Genomic DNA, 21,272 nt, shown 5'->3' on the forward strand with positions numbered 1-21,272 from the left:
ATGAAATTACCTTTTAAATAACTATTTTTGTACATGCTTTTATAGCATTTGCTGCAACCCAAAAGTCAGCTAACCCCTGGGTCAATTTGGCCCGAAACAGGGTGGTCAACATCTCCATAATATACAACACCTAAAACAGCCATTTTTCAACTAAAAAGCGGTAAAAATCAATGAATATGCATGTTTTTTCGATACCATTATAAAGACATATTTGTATTTATTCCCCAATTTCTGTAAAAATTATCAGATTATAGGTCATAGACGATTAAATAACTACCATTAATAATAATTATTGAGCACCACCTCAACGGAAATTTCTTCATCGTTAATATATTTCATTACAGCTAACTCTAATTATACAAGCAATAGGAATCATTTGAAATTTCTACCCAACCATTCCATTAATAAACGTCTCTACAAAATCTTTGATGCGTATTAAGATGCTATCACCTCTTTTCTTACGTAGTAGTACACCTGGCTTTTCTCCTTCTATCAAATCCAGTAAATCATCTCTTAATGGCTCCCTTTCTGCAAAAAGGTAGTCTTCAATCAATTTTTCTGTTTTTTCCTTAGAAAGCTTTTCTTCGCTGATTAATTTTTCAAATGCCAGCTTCTGTTCTTTATCCCAATACCTATCAAATTCTGACGTTACTTCATCCGTATCGGTGATGAGCGGTAAATTTTCTTCAATAAAACGTTCTATTAATTCGCGTTTGCTACGTAGGGTGGTTTCTGTAGATAGTAAATTCGCAATCTCTCTCTTGGTTTTTTCTATGTCACCTTTATTTTGAGATTTCAATTTAATTAATAACTGAATAATATAATTTACGTTTATCTCGTCGCGATGGATAAGCTCTAATTCAAAATCTACATCCTCTAAAATAGAAACCCTTTCTTTTGTAACCTTTGTGCTTTCATAAACGTCAAGGTATTTGCTTTTAAAATCTTCAAATTCCTGCTCGGGCATTTGTAAATCATCCCAAGTAAAATCTGCGAAGGAGGTCATTATATTCTTAAGACGCATCAAATTTCTAAAAGCCTTTACGAATTCAAGTTCATCATCTTCACTTTGTAAATCATTTACATCATTTGGCGATGGTGTAATTTCCTTTAACTTTTCGAAAGCTTCTTCAAATTCTTTGGCATAATCTTCATAAGGTTGCATAACAATAACCTCAATTGCATCTTTATTGCTGAATAAAGTAATGGCTTCGTCGGTCCTGTTTTTGAGATTACGAAAAGCAACGATGTTTCCTTGGGACTTTTGCTCGTTTAATATTCTGTTGGTACGGCTGTATGCCTGAATCAAACCATGATATTTAAGGTTTTTATCTACATATAACGTATTTAGCATTTTGCTATCAAAGCCAGTTAAAAACATGTTCACTACCAGTAAAACATCGATTTTAGCGTCCTTTACCTGCTTAGAAATGTCATTATAATAATTGTAAAAGCTTTCGCTGTCCTTAGTGCTATAAGCACTTCCAAACATCTCATTGTAATCACTAATAAATTCGTCCAGTTTTTCCCGAGCATGTGGTCGCAAATTGTAAATAGCTTGCGGTTCTTGTACCACCGAAACTTCTTCAGGGATAAAACCGTTAGCCTCGGCATCCTCTTCGTTATTCGCATAACTAAAAATAGTGGCTATTTTTAATTGATGGGCCCCCTCATCTCTTCTGCGTTTAAAAATTTCATAGTATTTAATCAAGGTTTTTACGCTATCCACACAGAACATCGCCGTAAAGCGTTTGCTTTGTGTTTTCCGATCATGATGTGCAATAATATAATCGGCAATTTTTGTTAAGCGATTTTCGTCTTCCATTAATTCCCGCGTATCAATATCTTCCACCTCAATATCTATAGCAGTTTCACGACCATCTTTATGTTTGTATCTGCCCACATATTCTACCGAAAACTTTAATACATTTTCATCACGAATAGCGTCGGTTATTACATATTTATGCAGGCAATCTTCAAATAGATCTCTTGTGGTACGTTTACCTAACTCATTTTTATTAGCATTATCGGCAAAAATAGGTGTACCTGTAAAACCAAATAACTGGCTGTTGTTAAAATAAGACTTAATACGTTGATGGGTTTCGCCAAACTGACTACGGTGGCATTCATCAAAAATAAACACGATGCGTTTATCTTTTAAATCGGCCATTTTACTTTCGTACCTTAATTTGCTAATGGCGGTGTTTAATTTTTGAATAGTTGTTATGATAAGTTTTGAGCTTTTATGTTCACCCTTTTTATCTGAATAACTATCTGTAAATTGCTTAACAAGGTTATTGGTATTATCTGCACCATCTATACTTCCCTCCTGAAAGCTGTTAAATTCCTTAGCAGTTTGATAATCCAAATCTTTCCTATCAACTACAAAAACCACTTTATGAACCTGTGGAAGATTCATTAATATCTGACTAGCCTTAAATGATGTTAAAGTTTTGCCAGAACCTGTGGTATGCCAAACGTAAGCATTCTTATTGCTGCTTTTTACCCGTTCAATTAATGCCTCAACAGCATAGTATTGATAAGGTCGCAGTATCATTGGTATTTTATTGGCTTCATTAAGCACAATATACTTGCAGATCATTTTGCTGATATGACAGGGCTCTAAAAAAGCATCAGTAAAATCACTTAAAATGTTGGTGAGGCGTTTGTTTTCTTTATCGGTCCAATAAAAAGTTTGTTTAAAATCCTGATAACGATTATTGGCAAAATATTTGGAATTTACTCCATTGCTGATCACAAACACTTGTACATATTGATACAACGCATAGTTGGCATTAAACGAATGCCTTTGATAACGATTAAGCTGATTAAAAGCCTCTTTCATTTCCAAGCCACGGCGCTTCAATTCTATTTGAACCAAAGGCAAGCCATTAATTAGCAATGTAACATCGTACCGGTTTACATATTTACCTTCTTGTGTAACCTGGTTAGTTACCTGATACTGATTTTGGCACCAATGGTCGGTGTTTAAAAATTCGAAATAAAGGTTCTCGCCATTATCACGAACAATATGCTGTTTTTGTCTTAATGTTTTGGCCTTTTCGAAAATAGTACCCTTGTTAAGGATGTTTAGTACTTTATCAAACTCAGTGATTGAAAAATTAATATTGTTATGCTTTTCCAATTGTACTTTGAGGTTTTGAACCAATGCTAACTCATTGGATAACAAAACATATTGATAACCTAACTTTTTCAAGTTGGTTATCAATTGTTCTTCTAATATTTGTTCGGATTGTTTTGGCATAAATATGATAAAGCCTTTAAAGATAGCAAATATGGACAATTACAAACCCGCAAATTAATTACCTTAATGCCTTAAACATTTGGTCTATACATTTTTTCTTTTGCTCTAAATTAGGGTGTACATATAAATTTAAAGTAGTAGTAATGTTTGAATGCCCTAACAGTACGCTAACTGTTTTATAATCGCATTTGCTTTCAATACACCTAGTGGCAAAGCTGTGCCGCAAGCCATGAAATTTCAGATCGGGCATATTCAATTCTTTCATTAAATTTTTATAATAACTTCTGTAAGTTCGGGGTTCGGTAGGTTTCGCATCATTGGTTAACACAAAAAAAGAGTTGTTTACTATCTTTTTTAAAGGCTTTAACATTCTCAACAGATCCCGGCTCATTGGTATAGTTCTGATTGAGTTTTTGGTTTTAGGCGTATCCAGAATTAATTCCGTTTTACGATCACCATCTTCTATTAAATAAATTCGCTGTATGGTTTTTCTAATATTAATAACACCATTATCTGTGTCAATATCTTCCCAGGTAAGGGCGCAAACTTCACCAATGCGGATACCTGAACTTAAACAAATATATACGCCCACGTTACGAAACGTAAAGTGCGTTTCTATATAAGTCATCATTTTTTTTTGATTCGCCCTGCTTAATACTTCAATGTCATGCTTCTCGCATTCGGTAGGGAATTGAATATCAAATGGCTGGTGTTCTACCCATTTGTTTTTAGCACCGAATTTTAGCACCATTTTCAAAACAATTAAAATATCCTTAATCGTTTTTTGGCTTAATCCCTGCTTCAATTTTTGAAATACAAAAGTTTGAACTTCGACTTCCTCAATCGTTTTTTTGTGGCCGAAAGTAGGTAACAGGTGGTTTTCAATTAAAAGCACATAAGCTGAGAAGCTTGACTTTTTTACGTACTGTTTTTTGTCTGCTTTCCATAGGTTGATTACTTCCAAAATTGTTTTTTGTTCGTTCATGAGATTTGATTTAAAGTTGTTCTATAATCTCAAAAGGTAAATAAAACGGGAATTAAATCCGTAATATCCTCAATGTTCCAAATTTGAGATTTCCAGAGTTTGAGGATCAATGGCAAGTAAGAAAGTTGGGCGAAATATGTAAAATATACGATGGCACTCACCAAACGCCAAACTATGTACAAAGCGGAATTTCATTTTATAGCGTGGAAAATATCACCTCCGATAACTTTAAAAATACAAAATACGTAAGTGAGGCAGTATATGAGAAGGAAAATAAAAGAGTCAAGATAGAAAAAGGGGATATTCTAATGACCCGCATTGGCGACATTGGAACTTCAAAATATGTTGATTGGGACGTAAAGGCGTCATTTTATGTTAGCGTTGCACTTATTAAACAATCCTTAGGGGTTGATATGCGTTATTTAAATCAATTTATTTCTACTAATTTCTTTCAACGAGAATTATGGAATAGAACAATTCATGTGGCATTTCCTAAGAAAATAAATTTAGGGGAGATTAGTGAGTGTGTTGTTTTCGTTCCATGCATTCGCGAGCAAAATAAGATTGCATCATTGCTAACTTTGATTGATACTAGAATCCACACCCAAAGCAAAATAATTAAGGATTTGAAATTTTTTAAAAGCAAGCTAAACAAAAAGATTTTTAATCAACAATTAAGGTTTGCTGATAATATAATACAACAACACGATTGGCAAATAAAAAAATTAGGCGAGGTCTGCAAGATAATTGGCGGAGGTACACCAGAGACAAATAAAAGCGAATATTGGAATGGTGACATTCAATGGTTCACACCTACTGAAATCAAGACGAATTATGTAAGAAAAAGCCAACGAACGATTACATCTTTGGGCTTAAATAATTCGTCTGCAAAACTTTTACCTAAAGGGGCAATTCTACTGACAACTCGTGCAACAATCGGAGAGGTAGCAATCGCTCTTGAAGAATGCAGTACAAATCAGGGTTTTCAATCGTTAATTCCAAATGAAGGTATAAATGGCGTGTTTATTTTTAATTGGCTTAAAGAAAATAAATATGAATTGGTTAAGCGAGCTAATGGTTCAACATTCTCGGAAATCAGTAAATCAGAACTAGAAGGAATCAACATTGCTATCCCATCTCTATCTGAACAAACAAAAATCTCGAGTTGCTTCTCTTTGATAGACACAAAAATTGAAAATGAAGAAAGGTTGTTAAGATTGTTGGAGTATCAAAAACAGAGTCTTTTGCGGGAACTATTTGTTTAGATGGCCATGAATGTTGAATATTAAATGGCTTAAAAACATAAAGATATTGTGATAGAAGATAAAAACTGTTTAAGTAGGTGTAATACCACGGCATGAAGTTATATAAATAAACTTTGTAGCAAATATTTCCTTTGTATTTCATACTCGAGTAATGATTTTTTTTCTACAGTCACTTTATTGTTAATTAATGATAATAAAGTAGCAATCTTTTCTTGCTCTTTTAGTGAACAAATTGAAATTGGTATTTCACCTAAATCGCCGCTCGAAATCGCTGGGTAACTTGTCCCCGTACACCGAATGACTACTTCGTTATTGAAAGCTTTAATACCCAACAGATAGTAAAAAAAAGAAGGGCTGTGTTGCGTTTTTAATTGAGCATACCCAGTAGACGCAACCCATTGTTTATCATCTACTTTGCGATAAAGTAAATTGTTCTGTTGGTACGGTCTGACACACTGAAATAAAATATCATAGTCATCTAATACCCTTTGCGCTCTACTGGGTGCTTCTGATTTTTTGACATTATTTTTTTTAACAAGTGCGCCATTAACGACAGCCTCAAGGTCAATATAAATAAATTCAGATTTTAATGCGGCTGTTTTGGGATTAATTATACATTCATTTTTAAGCTTTGTTTCTTTCCATTCATCGTTAAATTCAGGAAACCTTAACTCTTTACTAAATAGACTTTCGCTAATTGTTTTAATTAAGGTTTCTAGTTGCTCAATTATTTTGTTTTGGGTCTCTATACGTTCATCTATTAACGAAAGGAAAGAGGTAATTTTTTTTTGTTCGTTTATACTAGGCAGTACAAAACGAGTAGCTCTAATTGATTTTAAAGAAAGGTTTTTTATGGTGGTTCCAGTTAATTCTGATAAATAATAGTTAACTATCCTTTTGGATCTTAGAGAATGAAAAATAAAAAGCCGATTAACAGTCGGTTTAGGATTCAAAAAGCAAGCACTTTTACCTAGCATAATAAATTCGTCTCTGAATAAGGCAATATTTCCTATGGTACCATTTATTGATAATAGTATTGCATTTTCGTTTAAAGATTTTGTGTTATGTTTTAAGGCTTCTTCTTTTGTGATTTTTTTTGTTGATTCTGTTATAACAATTCTACCATCAATTAAATTATTCCCATTTACGAAATAATAGTCGCCAAACTCATTATACATTGGGGTTGAATGGATGCCATCCCCAATTCTATCGCAAAGATTTTCTAAGGAAGTTTCCATCAACAGTCCATCAAACTCTGGAAATCTCAAATTTGGAACCTTACTGCCATTCATTCTTTTTGTTGCCATTTAAACTATTTTTTCGTATCTGTTATTAACATTAAGGATTTCTGAACAATTAAAATACCAGTCCTAATTCTTTCAAATACACATCAATTTCTTTGTCAAGTTCGGCTCGCTTGGCTTCCAGTTGATTAATTTCGAGCATAAGGGCTTGTATGTCGATTTCCTCCTCTTCTTCAAAAGTATCCACATAGCGGGGGATATTGAGGTTATAGTCGTTATCGGCTATTTCCCTTAAGGGCGCATTGTAGCTGTATTTTTCAATTGCTGTCCTGTCGCGAAAGGTTTGAACAATTTTATCAATATGTTCTTCGCGCAACATATTTTGATTCTTTACTTTTTCAAATCCTTTACTCGCATCAATAAACAATACATCGTCCGGGTTTTCCCTGCACTTTTTAAACACCAAAATACAGGTGGGTATACTGGTACCGTAAAATATATTGGCCGGCAAACCAATTACAGCATCTAAAAAGTTTTTCTGCTCTATTAAATACTTACGTATGTGCAATTCGGCCCCGCCTCTAAACAAAACGCCGTGTGGCAAAACAATCGCCATAATGCCATTTTCGGCCAGGTGGTGGATCATGTGTTGTACAAAAGCAAAATCGGCTTTGCTGCTTGGCGCAAGTCTACCATATTGGCTAAAACGGTCATCGGATGAAAACAATGGATTAGCGCTCCACTCAGCCGAAAAAGGTGGATTAGCTACAATAGCTTCAAAGGTTTGATTGCCGTGTTGTGGCCGTTCTAACGTATCTTCTTGTTTAATGTCAAATTTGCGATAATGCACACCATGCAAAATCATGTTCATCCGGGCCAAATTGTAAGTAGTCCGATTCATTTCCTGACCGTAAAAATTACCTACATCTTTTACCTCACGTGCTACGCGCAACAATAGCGAGCCCGAACCACAAGTAGGGTCATATACCGATTTTAGCTTATGCTTTCCGCTGGTTACTATTTTTGCTAATATTTTAGAAACCTCTTGAGGCGTATAAAACTCACCAGCTTTTTTTCCGGCTCCACTTGCAAATTGGCCGATGAGATATTCGTATGCATCGCCCAAAACATCAAGCTCCGTGTTTTTTAGTTCAAAATCTATTTTGTCTAAATGTGCCAGTACTTTGGCAATGATACTATTTCTTGCATCTGGTGTTTTACCTAATTTGGTGCTGTTTAAGTCCATATCCTCAAACAAATTGTCAAAGTCTTCTTCACTTTCGGTACCCATAGTACTCAGCTGTATATTAGTGAGTATCTTTTGTAAGTCGCCAAGTATAAAGTTTGCGCTGCTTTGTTCGGTATTTTCGTCATCACCGCTATTGCCTCGTAGGGCTACTGCCGAGAACAACTCATCCGGTTTTAAAAAGTAGCCTAATTTTTCAAGTGCTTCTTCTTTAATAGCGTCAAGGTATTCACCAGCATTTGCAATTTTGGGATTAATCTCGCTAAAACGGATGTTGTCTTGTTGCAGAATTTCGTTCGCAAACAATTCCATTTTTTCACTTAAATATTTATAGAAGATAAAACCCAATATATAATCACGAAATTCATCGGCATTCATCTTGCCACGTAGAGTATTGGCGATGTTCCAAAGTTGCTGTTCTAACTGTTTTTTCTGGTCTTCACTCATGATTTGCTGATAACATTGAGGATTTTTTTTCCTCTGCCGTAAAACTAATGATTAGTAAATGATAAATTGAAGAGTAAATATTAAAACTGATTTGACATTATAGTTACGCTTTTCAACTACGCTGACATGTTAACTATACACTGAGGGAAGACTAAAGCAGGTATGTTATGAGCGACAGCGAATTTCATTCCTGCAAAGGCAGCGAGACTGGCGGCGTAATGAACCCGGCGCAAAGCGCGTGGTGTAATGTAGCCGCCTGCCGCAGCTGCGCCCTAAAAACAATTACTGCTGCTGTTTCAGCTTTTCTGCTTCCCTTTCCAAATCTATGATGCGCTGTTCCCTTTCTTGCTTTTGCTCATACATGTCAATACTATCCTTCCGTATGGCAGCAGTATCCGGGCTATTAAAACCGCTCAATTCTTCCATCATCTGCTGCCTGCCTTTTTTCGTTTGATTGACCATTCGCCAATACCAGGCCTGCCGGTACAGGTCATTTTGTTTTTCCAGTCTGTGGTAATGGAAACTTAGCCAGCTAAAAAAACAGGTGATGGTGATTAATCCACCTAAGATCAAAAACCGCTTTCCCCAGATTTTAATTAGTAACCTGCCGCCGTCTTCCGGCAGGATGATAACCCGTTTTTTAAAGATGGCCTCCAAAAGCTGTTCCCGGATGATTTTTTTAATGGAAGTGTAGCCCTCGGAAACAGTGGTCAATACCGTTGTCATATCCGGCTTTGGAGCTACTACCTGTATCGCCTTGACTTTATTTTCAAATCCATTTACCCGGTTTGTTAGTTCTTCAATCTTATTAGGGAGGGATTTAACGGCATTTTTTAGCCCTTGTATTTCGGTGGTGAAACCTTCCATCACCGAATTGTAGTGTTCTTCATTTGTCATAAGTGCATTCCTTGTGATTGTTTGTGTTCATTTTTTTGTTCTAATTCTTTTTCCTGCTCCTGTTGTTGCAGGAATTGGACTTGCTGCTGTGCTTTTTCCTGCGCTTGCTGTTGCTGCTGTAGCAAGAAGTTGCGCTGTATTTGCTGCTCAATCTGTTGCATCGGATAACCTACCTCGCTACCTTTAAAGCGCACCTGCTGCGCATCGATAAAGGCGATACCCCTGCCTACTTCGACCGCATAACCTTTTTTCTCTACCAGACTCTGGAAAGCTTTCAGGCTTTTTGAATGTTGCAAAGCATGGCGGATGACCTGTTTTAAATTTTCCTTGCGGATGTCCAGCCTTGGCAATTGCCGCTGCGCAGGTGTTTGAAATTTTCTTGGACTGAGAACTTTTTCCAGTTTGTACTCAATTTCCATCTTCCGGCAGAAGTTCGCCATCCGTTGGTAATTGTTGCTATCCGAAACCGTCTTGCCTTCAAAACCCACCCGGTTAGCCACTACATGCAAATGCTGGTGTTTTTTATCGTGGTGCTCTACTACCAGGTACTGGTTGTTTGCAAAGCCCAAGTCTTTGGCCAGCTTTTGCGCGATGTCTACTTTATCCTGGTTACTCAATTGATCACCATGCGCGAAACTTAAAGAAGCATGTAAAACTGGCCTGCTTTGTTTGGGGTTCAAATACCTGACCTCATTAAACTGGTTGATCAATTCTTTTCTGTCCCCGAAGCATTGGTTATAGCAAATCACCTGCGCTTGCTTATTGGCCGTCTCTTGCTGTTGTAATACCGTATTCTTTTGCAATTGCCCTTCAAAGACATAATTGATACATCCCCGGAAACTTTTACCACTACTGACTTTCCCGATCATTGTAAATAAACTTTAACGTCTTTCACCAATTGCTGCAAGTCTTCACAAAGCTGCTGTAGCCTTGTCCTGTCTAACACACTTAATTCATCAAAGCTGTTCCGCTTCCGAGCCAACTGGTTCAGGTTGGCCGCGATATGGTTAAGTGTGGCACAGATCAGCAATACTTCTTTTGGCAGGGTCTTTACCCGGACTTTTATCATTGCATTCAGCCCAAGTTCTCGCAAATATTCCGAGAGGGTCAAGCCCGCTTTTTTCGCCTTGATCTCGATCTGTTTGGCCTCGAAAAACGTGCTCTTGACCGACAACGTTTTAAGTCGCTTGGTGACTTTCGTCGGTCTGCCGCCCTTATTTTTCCTTTCCTTTTTTGTTACTGTTTCCATCGTTCGCAAAGCTTATTTGATGTTATCTTGTTACTTCATGTGTCATTCTGTCTTAACCGGCTCTTACCCCCCCCCGAATGCGGAGCATGAGCGGGGGCCAGCGAGTTTTGGTAACACCAAAACATAGCTGGCTCCACTAAAAGCGGACAGGCCAATGCTGCCCCGGCGGCTTCGCCGCGCGGAGCTGTTTTATAAATGCAAACCTTTGGTTTGCCGCTGCTGATGTTCCTGTGTTAAATAAGCATTCAGATCCTTATGGCCGCTGTAAAAGCGGCTTGCGTCATTCACGTTCGGGACGATTTCTTTAATGGCAGCTATCGCTTTGACCGCTGCTTTATCATGATCCAGGTAGAGTTCGACCACCTTGTGCTTCCGCAAAATCTCCAGGCTTGCCGAAACAAAACTGAGCGAGTTCAGCACTAAAAAATTGCCTGGCATATCCCGCCTGTTGATCGTCAGCAAGGACAGGAAATCCGTAAACCCCTCGGTGACGTGTACCGTGTCAAAGCCCCGGTCAATAAAAGTCAGGTCTTTGGGTGAGGACGATAATTTGATCGCCGAATTGCGCAGCTCATACCCGCCGGAACGGTTCTCAAAACCGAGCGCTAAATGGCGTTGGCCTCCCACCGAAAACAACACTTCCTTGCAGTAAGCTTTGGCGGTGTAATAATCGACACCCCTTTCGTGTAGGTAGCCAACCAGCCCCAGGTTATGCAGCTCCCTTGCATCATGTATAACGATCTTGCTCTCTGGTCCGGCTTGTACGGCATGTTTAACCGGCTGATGAAAGGAAAGGGAGCGGTCACCAACACTAACTCTCGCTAATAATTCCTCTACCGTGCATTGGTGCAGGCGGATACCCAAATCAATAAAATTGCCACCCTCGCCTATGCCGTGGTCGTACCAGCTATTCAAGTTGGTATTAACTTTAAATGAGGGGGTATTTTCCTCCCGGAGTGGGGACAGGTACCAATGGTTGGCTCCCTTTATATTCTGTGGGTTTATTCCACATTGCGCCAGGTAATCGACAATCGAAATTTGCCTGGCTTCATCACAATTCAGTTTTTTCATTGGATTAAAAATTGGTTCGTTGTTTTTTCTTCGGACTTTGTTTTAATAACTTTTTTTCATCGGCAATAAAACGAGGATAGGGACGGCGGACATTCCCGGCGGAAAGGCCGTTTGCCGATCTTTAGGACAGGCGGGCTATTATCCGCCGTCATTCCGATTGCTGCCCACGATCTCCATTTACTCCGCTCTCCGCTGATTTTGAGTAATGCGCCTTGGTAATGCGATACTTTCCCGGATTTCGGTGTAAGTCTTTTTACGCCCCTGTCTGATCCAGTCTTCCAATTCAGATTTGTAGAAGTACAGCCGTTTACCCCGCTTGTTCACAGGTATCTCTTTCCGACTGACTTTGCTGTACAGGGTGGGGACGGCTAAGTTTAAAAACGTGGCTGCCTGGGTAATAGTAAACAGATTATCTGTTTCGGGGGAATGAATGCCGTTTTCTGTCAAAAGGCTTTCGATGTGGTTTACTTTTTCAAGTAATTGGGTAACTGCCTGGGGCAGATGATCAAATGTTAATGTTTCCATAAGCACAATATTTTTGTTTTACTGTGCAATGATCGGAGCTTGTTTTGCAGGGTTACAAGGGGGTAAACCGTAACCCCACTGCTACCCCCTCATTTTTTTGTTATTTTTTGTTGCGGGGGACGGGTAGGATCAGGAATTTATCGTCTTTTTCTTCGATTTTTAAGATGGGAGATTTGCAGGGGCGGCCTTTTGTTGATATTAAATCGTTCAGGTAACCCTCTGTAAATTCACGGGGCTCACCTTGAAGCGACAGATACATAAACCTCGTAACCAACCATTTTTCGAGGTCGGTCTGCTGGCAGCCAACGATCATGTTGGCATCGTACAATTGTTTAAAGGCATCTGCCAGTTGGTTGCCGTTGCCCCTGAACACCAAGGGGGCCAGGGACGCTTCATCGTCCAGCAATAGTTTTTCCAGCTTGATATGGTCTTCTGCTGCAAAATAATCTTTAAGTATGTGCAGCAATTGCTTTGCCGTTCCAGCGGTAAAGGTTGGATAACGGCTAACCGGTTTAGCCGGTTCACCGGCTGCTGGCTCTGTGACTGCAATTTCTGATATGGGTGATGGGTGGAGCAGTTCCTGAAGTGTAGGTTTAGGGTTGGACGGCTCTAACCGCTTTCCTACGTCAGCGATCAATTCTTTTAAGAATAATTCCCGGAGTTTGATTGAATCCCCAAGGTCTTCTACAAATTGCCCCGTTATCGCAATTCCTGAACCGTCGCCCCGTAAATTGTGTACAATAAATAGCGTGTCCAGCCTAATAGTGAACAGGTAGTGGCTTTTGTAATCCTGTAACCACTCACTATGGTTATCATGGTAATTTTTCCAAAGTTGCTTAAAACGTTCTGCTACTTTCTGCAATTGTTCCAACTGCAAACCAATTTGTCCATCGTCCAAGGTTAACAAGTCAATCAGCGCCATATCTTTTAGCACCCGGAGTTCGCTTTTATAGGAAAACGAATCATAGTATTGCGTTTCGTGAGTAATGTCATAAGCATCTCCTTGCTGCCGTTCAACTTTTGCAGGATCGCTTTTAATCACAACTTCTTGCTTGGTTATACGTAAATTAAACGTTTGCAAATGGGTAATAAATTCTTTAAGATGTTGCATAATTAATTGCATATGTAGGATATAAGTGCCCCAAACGCGAGTTTAGAAACTCACATTCTATTAACCAAAAAAATTTAAATTTGATTGCGCAAGGTCAAAGAAATAGGATGCTGAGTGTTCCAATTAAATAATAACTGGATTGTTTCACTGATTTTTTGGGTGATTTATTTATATTTAGTATAATTTTTCGGCGATGAACGCCGAAAAACTTATCATTGGTAAATTAAAAATAGTTTACGTATATTTGAGTTTTAGGCGATGAACGCCGAAAACTATAGCTTTGTTAAACATGCCGATAGATGCAAAAAGACGTAAAGAAGTGTTTCGTTTGGTTCCTGAAGGCTCCCTGGCTACACGCAATTGGCTACAGGCACACGAAGTAAGTAACCATGCCATCGATAATTTGATCAAGAGCCAGCAACTGGAAACAGTTAAAAACGGCATTTATAAAAGAGAGGGGTCAAAAGTAGCCTGGGGAGATGTTGTTTATTTTCTGCAAAGCAGGTATTCGGCAGATTTGACCATAGGCGGCATATCCTCGCTGGAACTCCAGAAACTTTCGCATTACCTGCCGATAGCTAATCATAGGACAATACATTTGTATGGCATGGACACCCTACCAGCCTGGGTGAATACGGTAACCGATGATACGCAGTTTCTAAAGCATAGTTTGCGGGATTTGCTTGGACAGGCTCATCCAAAAGATTTATCCGACCCGCTGAACAATTTTACTAAAACATTCAACTGGAAAGATACTAAAGAGGGATTGCGCATATCAACGCCCGAAAGAGCGTTATTGGAAGTATTAAATGACGTTCCGGGAAAAATCACCTTCGAACATGCAGATCAACTTATGCAAGGATTGACCAACCTTTCCCCAAGGTCTTTGCAGCAACTGTTGGAAACATGCAATAACATAAAGGTACGCCGCTTGTTTTTTTGGTTTGCAGAACGCCAAAATTATACCTGGTTAGCTAAGATCAGCAAAACGCATATCGATTTGGGTTCAGGAAACCGTGTGATTGCAAGGGAAGGAAGACTAAACAAAAAATACCAAATCACTATCCCCCATTTGTATGAGTAAAAAAGAGGAATATGCGGAACAGGTCAGGTTGCTGATCAGGTTATTACCTATCATTGATAAAGAAGGTTGTTTTGCCTTGAAAGGCGGTACAGCGATTAATCTTTTTTACCGGCCGCTGCCCAGGCTTTCGGTTGATATTGATCTTTTATATCTGCCTATGGAGGAAAGGGAACTGGCACTACAAAACATTAAAGCGGCATTGGGCCGGATTACAGCTGATATAAAAGCAACCATTGCCGGTGTTCAGGTTCAGAATACCACCTTACAACAGGATAATTCCTTACGAATTATTGTAGGCTTAGGGGACGTTAGGGTAAAAGTAGAGCTTTCTCCGGTGATTAGGGGCGCTGTATTCAACTCGCAACGCATGGAAGTCCGGGAAGAAGTAGAAAAGGAATTTGGTTATGCTGAGATACTGGTGGCCTCCCATCCCGATCTGTATGCAGGTAAACTTTGCGCCGCGCTTGACCGCCAGCACCCAAGAGATTTATTTGATGTGAAACTGCTATATGAAAATGAAGGTTTAACCAATGACCTAAGAAAGACCTTTTTAATCTTTCTGATCAGTCATTTCAGGCCAATGGCAGAATTGCTGAACCCTAATCGTAAAGACATTGCGGAAATCTACGAAAATGAGTTCCGGCAAATGGCGGAAATTGATGTTTCTTTAGATGAGTTGATCGCTATCCGGGAAAAACTGATCCATGACATTAATAAAGACATGACCGATAATGAACGGAAATTTTTGCTATCATTCAAAAATAAAAAGCCAAACTGGGCCTTATTAGAAATGGATAACACCGAACTCATCGCCGCCTTGCCATCTGTAAAATGGCGGATGGTCAACCTGGAAAAAATGACGACAGCTAAACATAAACAAGCGTATCAGTATTTAGAAGCTATTTTGTACCCGGATAAAATAGCTAAAACGGATTAAGCTATTCCTTTTGATCAAAATCCATCAAGCTTTCCATGACTGCACTTTTATTTTCATCTTCAAAGCCGGCAAAATAGCCTTGCGTAGTTTTCATGCTGCTATGGGTAAAGGCTTCGCTGACAAACTCCATGCTTAAGCCGCTTCTTATAGCATTCGTCGCAAAACTATGCCTGGCCCAATAAGTGGAAATTTCCGAAGTAATACCAACAGATTCAGCCAGTTTTTTAACATTCTGATTAATGAACCTGGTAAAGTTCTTGATGTTCTTGAATTTTACCTCTTCGCTTTGCAGATCATTCAGAATAGGAAAGATATACGTTTTCAGGCTCTTGCGTGGATTTCCGTATTTTTCAATGATTCCTTTGGCAAAACCGGTTAAATAAACAACGACCGGGCGTAAATCTGCTTTCGCTGTGTTAATGGTCTTGGCTCGGTAAAAAATAATTTTATCTTCCTGTATGTCTTCATAACGCAATAAAGCAATGTCCTTAATGTTCATGCCATTACAGATATAACTGAAAAACCAAAAATCCCTTGCCCTGGCCTGTTCCGGTGTTTTAGCTTCGGCTTCCATTAATGTTTTTAAATCCGCTTTACGTAAAGCTTTTTTCACATTTTTGACGGCGGGTACCTGGTATTTACGTTTCCCAAATGGATAACAGTCAGGGTCAATTTCAAGGTCGCTAATAGCTATATTGAAAACCGTCCGCAGTGACCTTAAATAAATAGATACAGTTGTTCGGCTACGACTTAGGGTGTTGATCATATAACCCTCATATTTCGTAAGCCAAGCGGGGGTGATCTCGTTAAATACCAGCTTTTTAGGTTCCTTACCTCTAAGATGTACCAGGAATTTTTTTAATGACTTTTGAGTGAGATCGTAATTACTTGCCGTTCCCAGCTGGTTATTGTCTTTCAATTTTTTAATGGCCTGGTCAAATTGATAAAACACATTTTCACCGTCCCCCGTATTTCGTAACAGCTTCTTTTCGAACTTATCAAAATTGAACGGTCTTATGGTACTGGCTAACTCCCAGGTGTTCTTTTCTATCGCTTGAAGTTCATGCCTTGTTTCCTTGTATTCGGCCCTCGGCTTCGTGGTTTCCCAAATGCTTTCAAATTCCTTTTTAGTTAAATCGAATTTGGTGGGATAAAGTTTTTGAACGCGGGGACTTGGCGTGAAAACCCGTATCTTTACCGGGTAGGTATGATCAGCTTTTTCCCTGCGGGTGTCGAGGTAAACCGAAATAAAAACTTCTTTATTTAAGGCCATAATGCTGATACAAATTTAAGCATTTGCATACAATTTGCATACAGGATCGCTTAAAAAAAATATAGTATCACAAAACAAACGAATATAAATATACTGATTACCAATTGATTGTGTTAAAAAACACAATATTCGAATAGTATTAATATAGCTATTTTTCTTGCTTACAAGCAGAGGGTCACTGGTTCGAACCCAGTAACTCCCACCAAAAGCCTTACAGAAATGTGAGGCTTTTTTCATTTCATCTTATTGCGAACATGCTTGGTACATCTCAATTCAAAATCGGGAGGAAGAGCATTTACAGCAGGCGTTGTTAACTGACTATTTAGAATTTATAATTCACACCGAAAAGAAAGTACCTGGGCAAAAGGCGATAGGATATACTATTAACCTGGTAATCGTCTATAAAAACCTGCCTTATATTATCATTATTACCTACGTTTTTCCCGGTTAAAGAAATGTTGAGTTTATCTTTAACAATGCTATAGGTGGCTTGTGCATCCAAAAAATAAAAGGCCCTTTTGCTTATAACTGAAACATCGTTATTAACGCTAACAAACCATTTATCTTTTTTTAATTTGATGTTTGCAAAGCAAGTATAAAAGTTGTTCGTAAACGTGGTATTCAAGTCTCCCGTTTTTATTCGGAGATTATTGGCGTTTAATGCGCCGCCAACCGCGAAGTTTGTTGCACCGTCGAAAGCTGACGTAAAAGTCAGTTTATAAATTCCGTTTTTGAAAACATTATTGCGTAATTCGCCGCCGTTTAGCTTACTAAAATAATTATTAACCGAATAATTCACATTCAACCTTACGCTGGACGACAGCCACGGTATAAACTTATCTGCCTGCATTACACCCAGGTAAATATTGCTTTCAGGAATAATAAGCCTTGATAGAGAGGTGAAAGTTTCTGTGATTACATAGTCGTAAGAGTAAGAGTCAGTTTTGCGAATTAAAAACAGGTTTGCCGAAAGGTTAAATTGAGCATAAAAATCGTCATAGTTGTAACCTAATTTAAACGTTTGATTCTTTTGATTAATTACTTGCGGAAGGCCCCTGCTAATTGTCCGGTAATCTTCCAGTATATAATTTTCTTTCAGTTCGGCGATTGCAGAAAACTGGCTGTTTAAACTGTACGAGGCATTTAATTTGCTCTCATTGTTTAGCTTGTAAATTAAACTGAAGGCAGGATTGGCGAGATTGAACCCTTTGTTGCTCTCCACGTTGGTACCGGCAAAGCGAATAGCTGTATGAAACAGATTAAGATTAAATACCAATTTCAATTTTTTCAGCGTGTATGCCGTTCCGGCCTTAATAAAAAAGGTTTGATTAGTAAGGCTATTATTGTTTCGGAACGAAGATGATGCCGCCAGGGTACTGGTATCGGTGCTAAGGATGGCAGAACTTGCCAGGCTTTCATTAATCTGCATGGTACCTGTTGATACGTTATAGTTAAATTTCCCCCTGGAGCCCAGAAGTTTTATTGTTGCGTTAAATTCACTTAACTTATTAAGGGCTTTTTGACGGACGGCTTCGGCTGGTGTCTGAAAAAGCGTACTGAAACGGTCACCATCCGTTGTAACGGTTAAGGTTTGCGGATACTCATTCTGAAAAAAATTAACGTTGATGGTTAACGCATTTTTGGGGTTCAGCCTTTTGGCGTAATTCAACTGATGATGAGCAAAAGCGTAACAATCTGATAGTTTTTGACTGAGGTGCTCCACGGTTGAGTCGTTTTGAAAAACCAGCGCCCTGTTGCTATTGTCTCTCGATCTCCTGGCTTCAAATACATAGGCTAATCGTGAGTTGGCACCTGGTTTATAATCCAACTTTACCTTGATATTAGCCGTTAGCGGTTGGCGCCTGAATTGATCATTTTCACTAAAAAAAATGTCACGGTCGGCCAACTTATAAGTTGTTTCATTCAGTAAATCAGTATGTGCTCTATCGTTGTATACAGATAGGTTTGTCTCAATTTTCAGCTTACTTGCAGGCCGTATCGTAGCCATCAGTGCGGCAAGGGTTTCTTTATTAAAGTTTATACGCTCTTCGCTAAACCGCGATGAAAGTAAATTATTCGCAGCAATAAGCGGGCTACTGGCAACGCTTGGCTCGTCATTGCCGCTTATTTCTATATTATCCAGTTGATTATCCCCGGCAGAAGAACGGCGCCCAATGGTGTTATGCTCACCAATCAGGTACACCTTTGCCTTTCGCTGATATGAGAAAAGGTTTAGTCCCAGGTCCCGAAAGTTCTTCGTTCCCCAGTTGGCATCCGCACTGCCAAATAAAAGCTGTTGCTTTTTTTTATCAATTTTCAGATTCAGTACCGTTTTATCAGATTTCTCAATTCCTTTCAACAAGTCATCCTCCGAGAAATTTTCCATCGCCTGTACTTCATCAATAAAAGTGGCATTGATATTCTTGGTAGCAAGTTTGTAATTTTTACCCAGCAGATCGTCGCCATCCAGAAACACCTTATCTACCTTTTTGCCTTTAAAAGAAATGCCGCCATTGTCGTCGACACTTACACCCGGCAACTTTTTTAGCAGGTCTTCAACACTCTTTTCTGTTCCGTCTGTAAAAGCTTTGGCTTTATAGGTTGTAGTATCTTCGTGTACAGATACGCCCGTGGCTTTAGATTTGATGATCACCTCGTTAAGGGCAATCGTATTGTTCTTTAATATAAAGTTCTTTTCGTATTGTGATTGCTTATTATTTTCAATGCTCAGGCTGGCCGCATTAAACCCCAGCGCTTTTACAGATATAATGTAGTTGCCCGTATCTCTTACAAATTCGAGCCGATAGCGGCCGTCTTCGCCTGCATATTTATAGGTGATGATTGAATTGTCGGCCCTGCTAACAGTAACAAGTGCCATAGCAACGGGCGCGCGGGCTTCTGTTGTTACTTGACCGGTGACTTTAACACCTGTTTGTGCAACGGCGCATACGCTTAATAATAAGAATAATCCAATTAAGCTTATTTTCAATCGTTTATTGTTGTTCCAAAGAATGGTCATTTACAGTAGCCGTCAAGGTCCCTTTGGCATTCGGATCAGATTTGGTTTTGAAAGTTTTTACAAGCGCTTTCATTTTAGCAGCATAAATGGTTTTAAATTCTTCCCGGTTTACCAACTTCCCATGTGTCGGCGCTTTAATGGGCATGTTAGTTTTTGGCGGTATACTTATGCTGGTAAGTAAAAACTTAAATTCCCTGTTGGTATCATAAGCCTGTATAATCAACCCCGGTAATCCCCACAGTTTCCACGGACCGGCACTTACCGGGATATCCGGTGTAAACCAAGCCTCGTAATCCCGCCCTCTAAATGAGCAGGTGGCTTTCTGACAAGTATAGCTTCCAATTTTTTTCGTTTCCTTGGTTATGCTCCAGTTAAGTTCGGCCATCTTCTCATTAATAATAAAAAACTTTGTCCAGATATTATCCCGGGAAATATTCTCATTGTTTTTGATGTTTTTATAATAAGTCCAGCCTTCACTGTCACCCAGATCAATTTGATAATGAAACTCATCCTTTTTAACTTTATTGTTAATACTCTCACCATTTGTAGTGCGGCCATAATAGTAAACAGATTCATTGTTATTGAATAACAAAGTAGCCTGTTTTTCATCATCCCACAGTGATACCTGGCTGTAAGTGGCCTCACCGGCCGCTTTAAAATCGGGCGTTTGTGCAGCAAGGCCTTGCGCCAGCAACATCACCGGAATAATCTTAAACCAATGCGATATTTTCATAAGCTTACGTAAAAATTTATATAAATACAGCATAAAAGCCGGGCCGTGTTGTACCGCCCGGCTTTATGCTGTAAAAAAATAAGTAACCGGTTAACTATTCCATAACGGCTTTAAGCATAGCTATCGCCTCTTTGCAAGTTGCAGCTGTGGCAGATAGCTCAATTTTATTTGCGCCTATACCTATTGATGCAGTAGCTGTACATGAGGCAAGATTGTATTTTACTTTAATTGCCGATGTAGCGCTTACGCTTGTTGTATGTCTTAAGCCAGAGTTACTTTTAACAGCAGAACTTGCAAATGAGCAATTCATGGCAAGCAATAAGCCGGCAGATAATAATATTTTTTTCATTTTAGTTAGTATTTGTTTTTTTGTTTTCCTACTCTATAAGCTTTTCGGAATCCGCTAAGTCATTCATTATCTGGCCAGACAGTAACAATTCATTTGCAAGTTATAAACTATATTATAAATTTTATCGCAAAAGTTAAATATATTATACTTTTGCGATATTTATTTTACTCAGCTAATGCACGAAGCGAAATTCGTAAATTTTTTAACTGTAGCGATTGTAAATTGCAAATTTCTGACGGAATTATTTCTTTTTGAGAAATCAACGAGAGCGATCGTTTACCATCACACTGGATAAGAATCGATTATCGCATCAACTCCTGACACTTATCCTGCTATTCTAAGGCAGCTTTCACCATAGCAATAGCTTCCTTACAAGTAGGAGCAGTTGCTGTAAAAGTGATCTTATTAGCACCTGTGCCAATTGTACCGGTGGCCTGGCACTCTGCAACGTTATTTTTAACGATGTGTTTGGTGCTGATTTTTAATACGTTGCGATGATAACAAACAGGCAAATTGGCGAAAGCGCCATTTACAGAAAAAAACAAAGCGGTGATAAAAAGAAACTTTTTCAT

At 38.8% G+C, this 21,272-nt stretch carries 18 protein-coding genes; 3 read left to right on the forward strand and 15 right to left on the reverse strand.

Annotated features, from left to right (window positions below; all coding sequences use genetic code 11):
• Positions 1-385 precede the first annotated feature (385 nt).
• Positions 386-3,265, reverse strand: coding sequence for a type I restriction endonuclease subunit R (locus tag ABIX36_RS23415; protein ID WP_348084592.1), 2,880 nt, complete (start codon positions 3,263-3,265; stop codon positions 386-388).
• A 58-nt stretch (positions 3,266-3,323) separates the two neighbouring features.
• On the reverse strand, positions 3,324-4,250 hold the full coding sequence (locus tag ABIX36_RS23420; protein ID WP_348084593.1) for a tyrosine-type recombinase/integrase: 927 nt from the start codon (positions 4,248-4,250) through the stop codon (positions 3,324-3,326).
• 83 nt (positions 4,251-4,333) lie between these two features.
• Between ABIX36_RS23420 and ABIX36_RS23425 the strand changes: the two genes are divergently transcribed.
• Entirely contained in the window at positions 4,334-5,515 is a 1,182-nt protein-coding gene (locus tag ABIX36_RS23425) for a restriction endonuclease subunit S (RefSeq protein ID WP_348084594.1), read from the forward strand.
• A 98-nt stretch (positions 5,516-5,613) separates the two neighbouring features.
• Here the strand turns inward: ABIX36_RS23425 and ABIX36_RS23430 are convergent, their stop codons facing one another.
• The 8 genes from ABIX36_RS23430 to ABIX36_RS23465 all read right to left on the reverse strand — a co-directional run bounded on the left by ABIX36_RS23430 (position 5,614) and on the right by ABIX36_RS23465 (position 13,317).
• Entirely contained in the window at positions 5,614-6,822 is a 1,209-nt protein-coding gene (locus ABIX36_RS23430) for a restriction endonuclease subunit S (RefSeq protein ID WP_348084595.1), read from the reverse strand.
• A 49-nt stretch (positions 6,823-6,871) separates the two neighbouring features.
• Positions 6,872-8,452 carry a type I restriction-modification system subunit M gene (locus ABIX36_RS23435; RefSeq protein ID WP_348084596.1) on the reverse strand — a complete coding sequence of 527 codons (1,581 nt, stop codon included), beginning with the start codon at positions 8,450-8,452 and terminating at the stop codon, positions 6,872-6,874.
• A 282-nt stretch (positions 8,453-8,734) separates the two neighbouring features.
• On the reverse strand, positions 8,735-9,349 hold the full coding sequence (locus tag ABIX36_RS23440; protein WP_348084597.1) for a hypothetical protein: 615 nt from the start codon (positions 9,347-9,349) through the stop codon (positions 8,735-8,737).
• Positions 9,346-10,218: a relaxase/mobilization nuclease domain-containing protein gene (locus tag ABIX36_RS23445; RefSeq protein ID WP_348084598.1), complete on the reverse strand. Its 873-nt coding sequence runs from the start codon at positions 10,216-10,218 to the stop codon at positions 9,346-9,348. Before ABIX36_RS23445 ends, ABIX36_RS23440 begins: the two co-directional genes overlap by 4 nt.
• Positions 10,215-10,598 (reverse strand): hypothetical protein, encoded by a 384-nt coding sequence (locus ABIX36_RS23450; RefSeq protein ID WP_348084599.1) that lies wholly within the window; start codon positions 10,596-10,598, stop codon positions 10,215-10,217. Before ABIX36_RS23450 ends, ABIX36_RS23445 begins: the two co-directional genes overlap by 4 nt.
• Positions 10,599-10,787: 189 nt before the next feature.
• Positions 10,788-11,669 (reverse strand): toprim domain-containing protein, encoded by an 882-nt coding sequence (locus tag ABIX36_RS23455; protein WP_348084600.1) that lies wholly within the window; start codon positions 11,667-11,669, stop codon positions 10,788-10,790.
• 177 nt (positions 11,670-11,846) lie between these two features.
• Positions 11,847-12,194, reverse strand: coding sequence for a helix-turn-helix domain-containing protein (locus tag ABIX36_RS23460; protein ID WP_348084601.1), 348 nt, complete (start codon positions 12,192-12,194; stop codon positions 11,847-11,849).
• 100 nt (positions 12,195-12,294) lie between these two features.
• Positions 12,295-13,317, reverse strand: coding sequence for a hypothetical protein (locus ABIX36_RS23465; RefSeq protein ID WP_348084602.1), 1,023 nt, complete (start codon positions 13,315-13,317; stop codon positions 12,295-12,297).
• Positions 13,318-13,594: 277 nt separating this feature from the next.
• Here ABIX36_RS23465 and ABIX36_RS23470 point away from each other — a divergent pair, with 277 nt between their 5' ends.
• A complete protein-coding gene (locus ABIX36_RS23470) occupies positions 13,595-14,389 on the forward strand; it encodes a type IV toxin-antitoxin system AbiEi family antitoxin domain-containing protein (RefSeq protein WP_348084603.1) in 795 nt (264 codons plus the stop codon).
• Positions 14,382-15,326, forward strand: a complete 945-nt coding sequence (locus ABIX36_RS23475; RefSeq protein WP_348084604.1) for a nucleotidyl transferase AbiEii/AbiGii toxin family protein — start codon at positions 14,382-14,384, stop codon at positions 15,324-15,326. Before ABIX36_RS23470 ends, ABIX36_RS23475 begins: the two co-directional genes overlap by 8 nt.
• A 1-nt stretch (position 15,327) precedes the next feature.
• On the opposite strand, the gene ABIX36_RS23480 is transcribed toward ABIX36_RS23475, so the two are convergent.
• The 5 genes from ABIX36_RS23480 to ABIX36_RS23500 form a co-directional block, all read right to left on the reverse strand.
• Positions 15,328-16,599 carry a site-specific integrase gene (locus ABIX36_RS23480; RefSeq protein WP_348084605.1) on the reverse strand — a complete coding sequence of 424 codons (1,272 nt, stop codon included), beginning with the start codon at positions 16,597-16,599 and terminating at the stop codon, positions 15,328-15,330.
• A 322-nt stretch (positions 16,600-16,921) separates the two neighbouring features.
• The gene (locus ABIX36_RS23485) at positions 16,922-19,588 is read right to left on the reverse strand and encodes a TonB-dependent receptor (RefSeq protein ID WP_348084606.1); all 2,667 of its coding nucleotides are present in this window, start codon (positions 19,586-19,588) and stop codon (positions 16,922-16,924) included.
• A 4-nt stretch (positions 19,589-19,592) separates the two neighbouring features.
• Complete coding sequence (locus ABIX36_RS23490; protein WP_348084607.1) at positions 19,593-20,351, reverse strand: GLPGLI family protein; 759 nt, start codon at positions 20,349-20,351, stop codon at positions 19,593-19,595.
• A 94-nt stretch (positions 20,352-20,445) separates the two neighbouring features.
• Entirely contained in the window at positions 20,446-20,700 is a 255-nt protein-coding gene (locus tag ABIX36_RS23495; RefSeq protein WP_348084608.1) for a hypothetical protein, read from the reverse strand.
• Between the two features lie 332 nt (positions 20,701-21,032).
• Complete coding sequence (locus tag ABIX36_RS23500) at positions 21,033-21,272, reverse strand: hypothetical protein (protein ID WP_348084609.1); 240 nt, start codon at positions 21,270-21,272, stop codon at positions 21,033-21,035.

The sequence above is a fragment of the Mucilaginibacter sp. genome (assembly GCF_039925265.1).
GTDB lineage: Bacteria > Bacteroidota > Bacteroidia > Sphingobacteriales > Sphingobacteriaceae > Mucilaginibacter.

What these genes read in the sequence shown, in the direction of transcription:
- ABIX36_RS23455 (WP_348084600.1), bottom strand. Translation starts at nt 11,669, where the DNA reads ATGAAAAAACTGAATTGTGATGAAGCCAGGCAAATTTCGATTGTCGAT.
- ABIX36_RS23495 (WP_348084608.1), bottom strand. Translation starts at nt 20,700, where the DNA reads ATGAAAAAAATATTATTATCTGCCGGCTTATTGCTTGCCATGAATTGC.
- ABIX36_RS23470 (WP_348084603.1), top strand. Translation starts at nt 13,595, where the DNA reads ATGCCGATAGATGCAAAAAGACGTAAAGAAGTGTTTCGTTTGGTTCCT.
- ABIX36_RS23465 (WP_348084602.1), bottom strand. Translation starts at nt 13,317, where the DNA reads ATGCAATTAATTATGCAACATCTTAAAGAATTTATTACCCATTTGCAA.
- ABIX36_RS23480 (WP_348084605.1), bottom strand. Translation starts at nt 16,599, where the DNA reads ATGGCCTTAAATAAAGAAGTTTTTATTTCGGTTTACCTCGACACCCGC.
- ABIX36_RS23420 (WP_348084593.1), bottom strand. Translation starts at nt 4,250, where the DNA reads ATGAACGAACAAAAAACAATTTTGGAAGTAATCAACCTATGGAAAGCA.
- ABIX36_RS23450 (WP_348084599.1), bottom strand. Translation starts at nt 10,598, where the DNA reads ATGGAAACAGTAACAAAAAAGGAAAGGAAAAATAAGGGCGGCAGACCG.
- ABIX36_RS23415 (WP_348084592.1), bottom strand. Translation starts at nt 3,265, where the DNA reads ATGCCAAAACAATCCGAACAAATATTAGAAGAACAATTGATAACCAAC.
- ABIX36_RS23445 (WP_348084598.1), bottom strand. Translation starts at nt 10,218, where the DNA reads ATGATCGGGAAAGTCAGTAGTGGTAAAAGTTTCCGGGGATGTATCAAT.
- ABIX36_RS23435 (WP_348084596.1), bottom strand. Translation starts at nt 8,452, where the DNA reads ATGAGTGAAGACCAGAAAAAACAGTTAGAACAGCAACTTTGGAACATC.
- ABIX36_RS23440 (WP_348084597.1), bottom strand. Translation starts at nt 9,349, where the DNA reads ATGACAAATGAAGAACACTACAATTCGGTGATGGAAGGTTTCACCACC.
- ABIX36_RS23460 (WP_348084601.1), bottom strand. Translation starts at nt 12,194, where the DNA reads ATGGAAACATTAACATTTGATCATCTGCCCCAGGCAGTTACCCAATTA.
- ABIX36_RS23500 (WP_348084609.1), bottom strand. Translation starts at nt 21,272, where the DNA reads ATGAAAAAGTTTCTTTTTATCACCGCTTTGTTTTTTTCTGTAAATGGC.
- ABIX36_RS23490 (WP_348084607.1), bottom strand. Translation starts at nt 20,351, where the DNA reads ATGAAAATATCGCATTGGTTTAAGATTATTCCGGTGATGTTGCTGGCG.
- ABIX36_RS23475 (WP_348084604.1), top strand. Translation starts at nt 14,382, where the DNA reads ATGAGTAAAAAAGAGGAATATGCGGAACAGGTCAGGTTGCTGATCAGG.
- ABIX36_RS23430 (WP_348084595.1), bottom strand. Translation starts at nt 6,822, where the DNA reads ATGGCAACAAAAAGAATGAATGGCAGTAAGGTTCCAAATTTGAGATTT.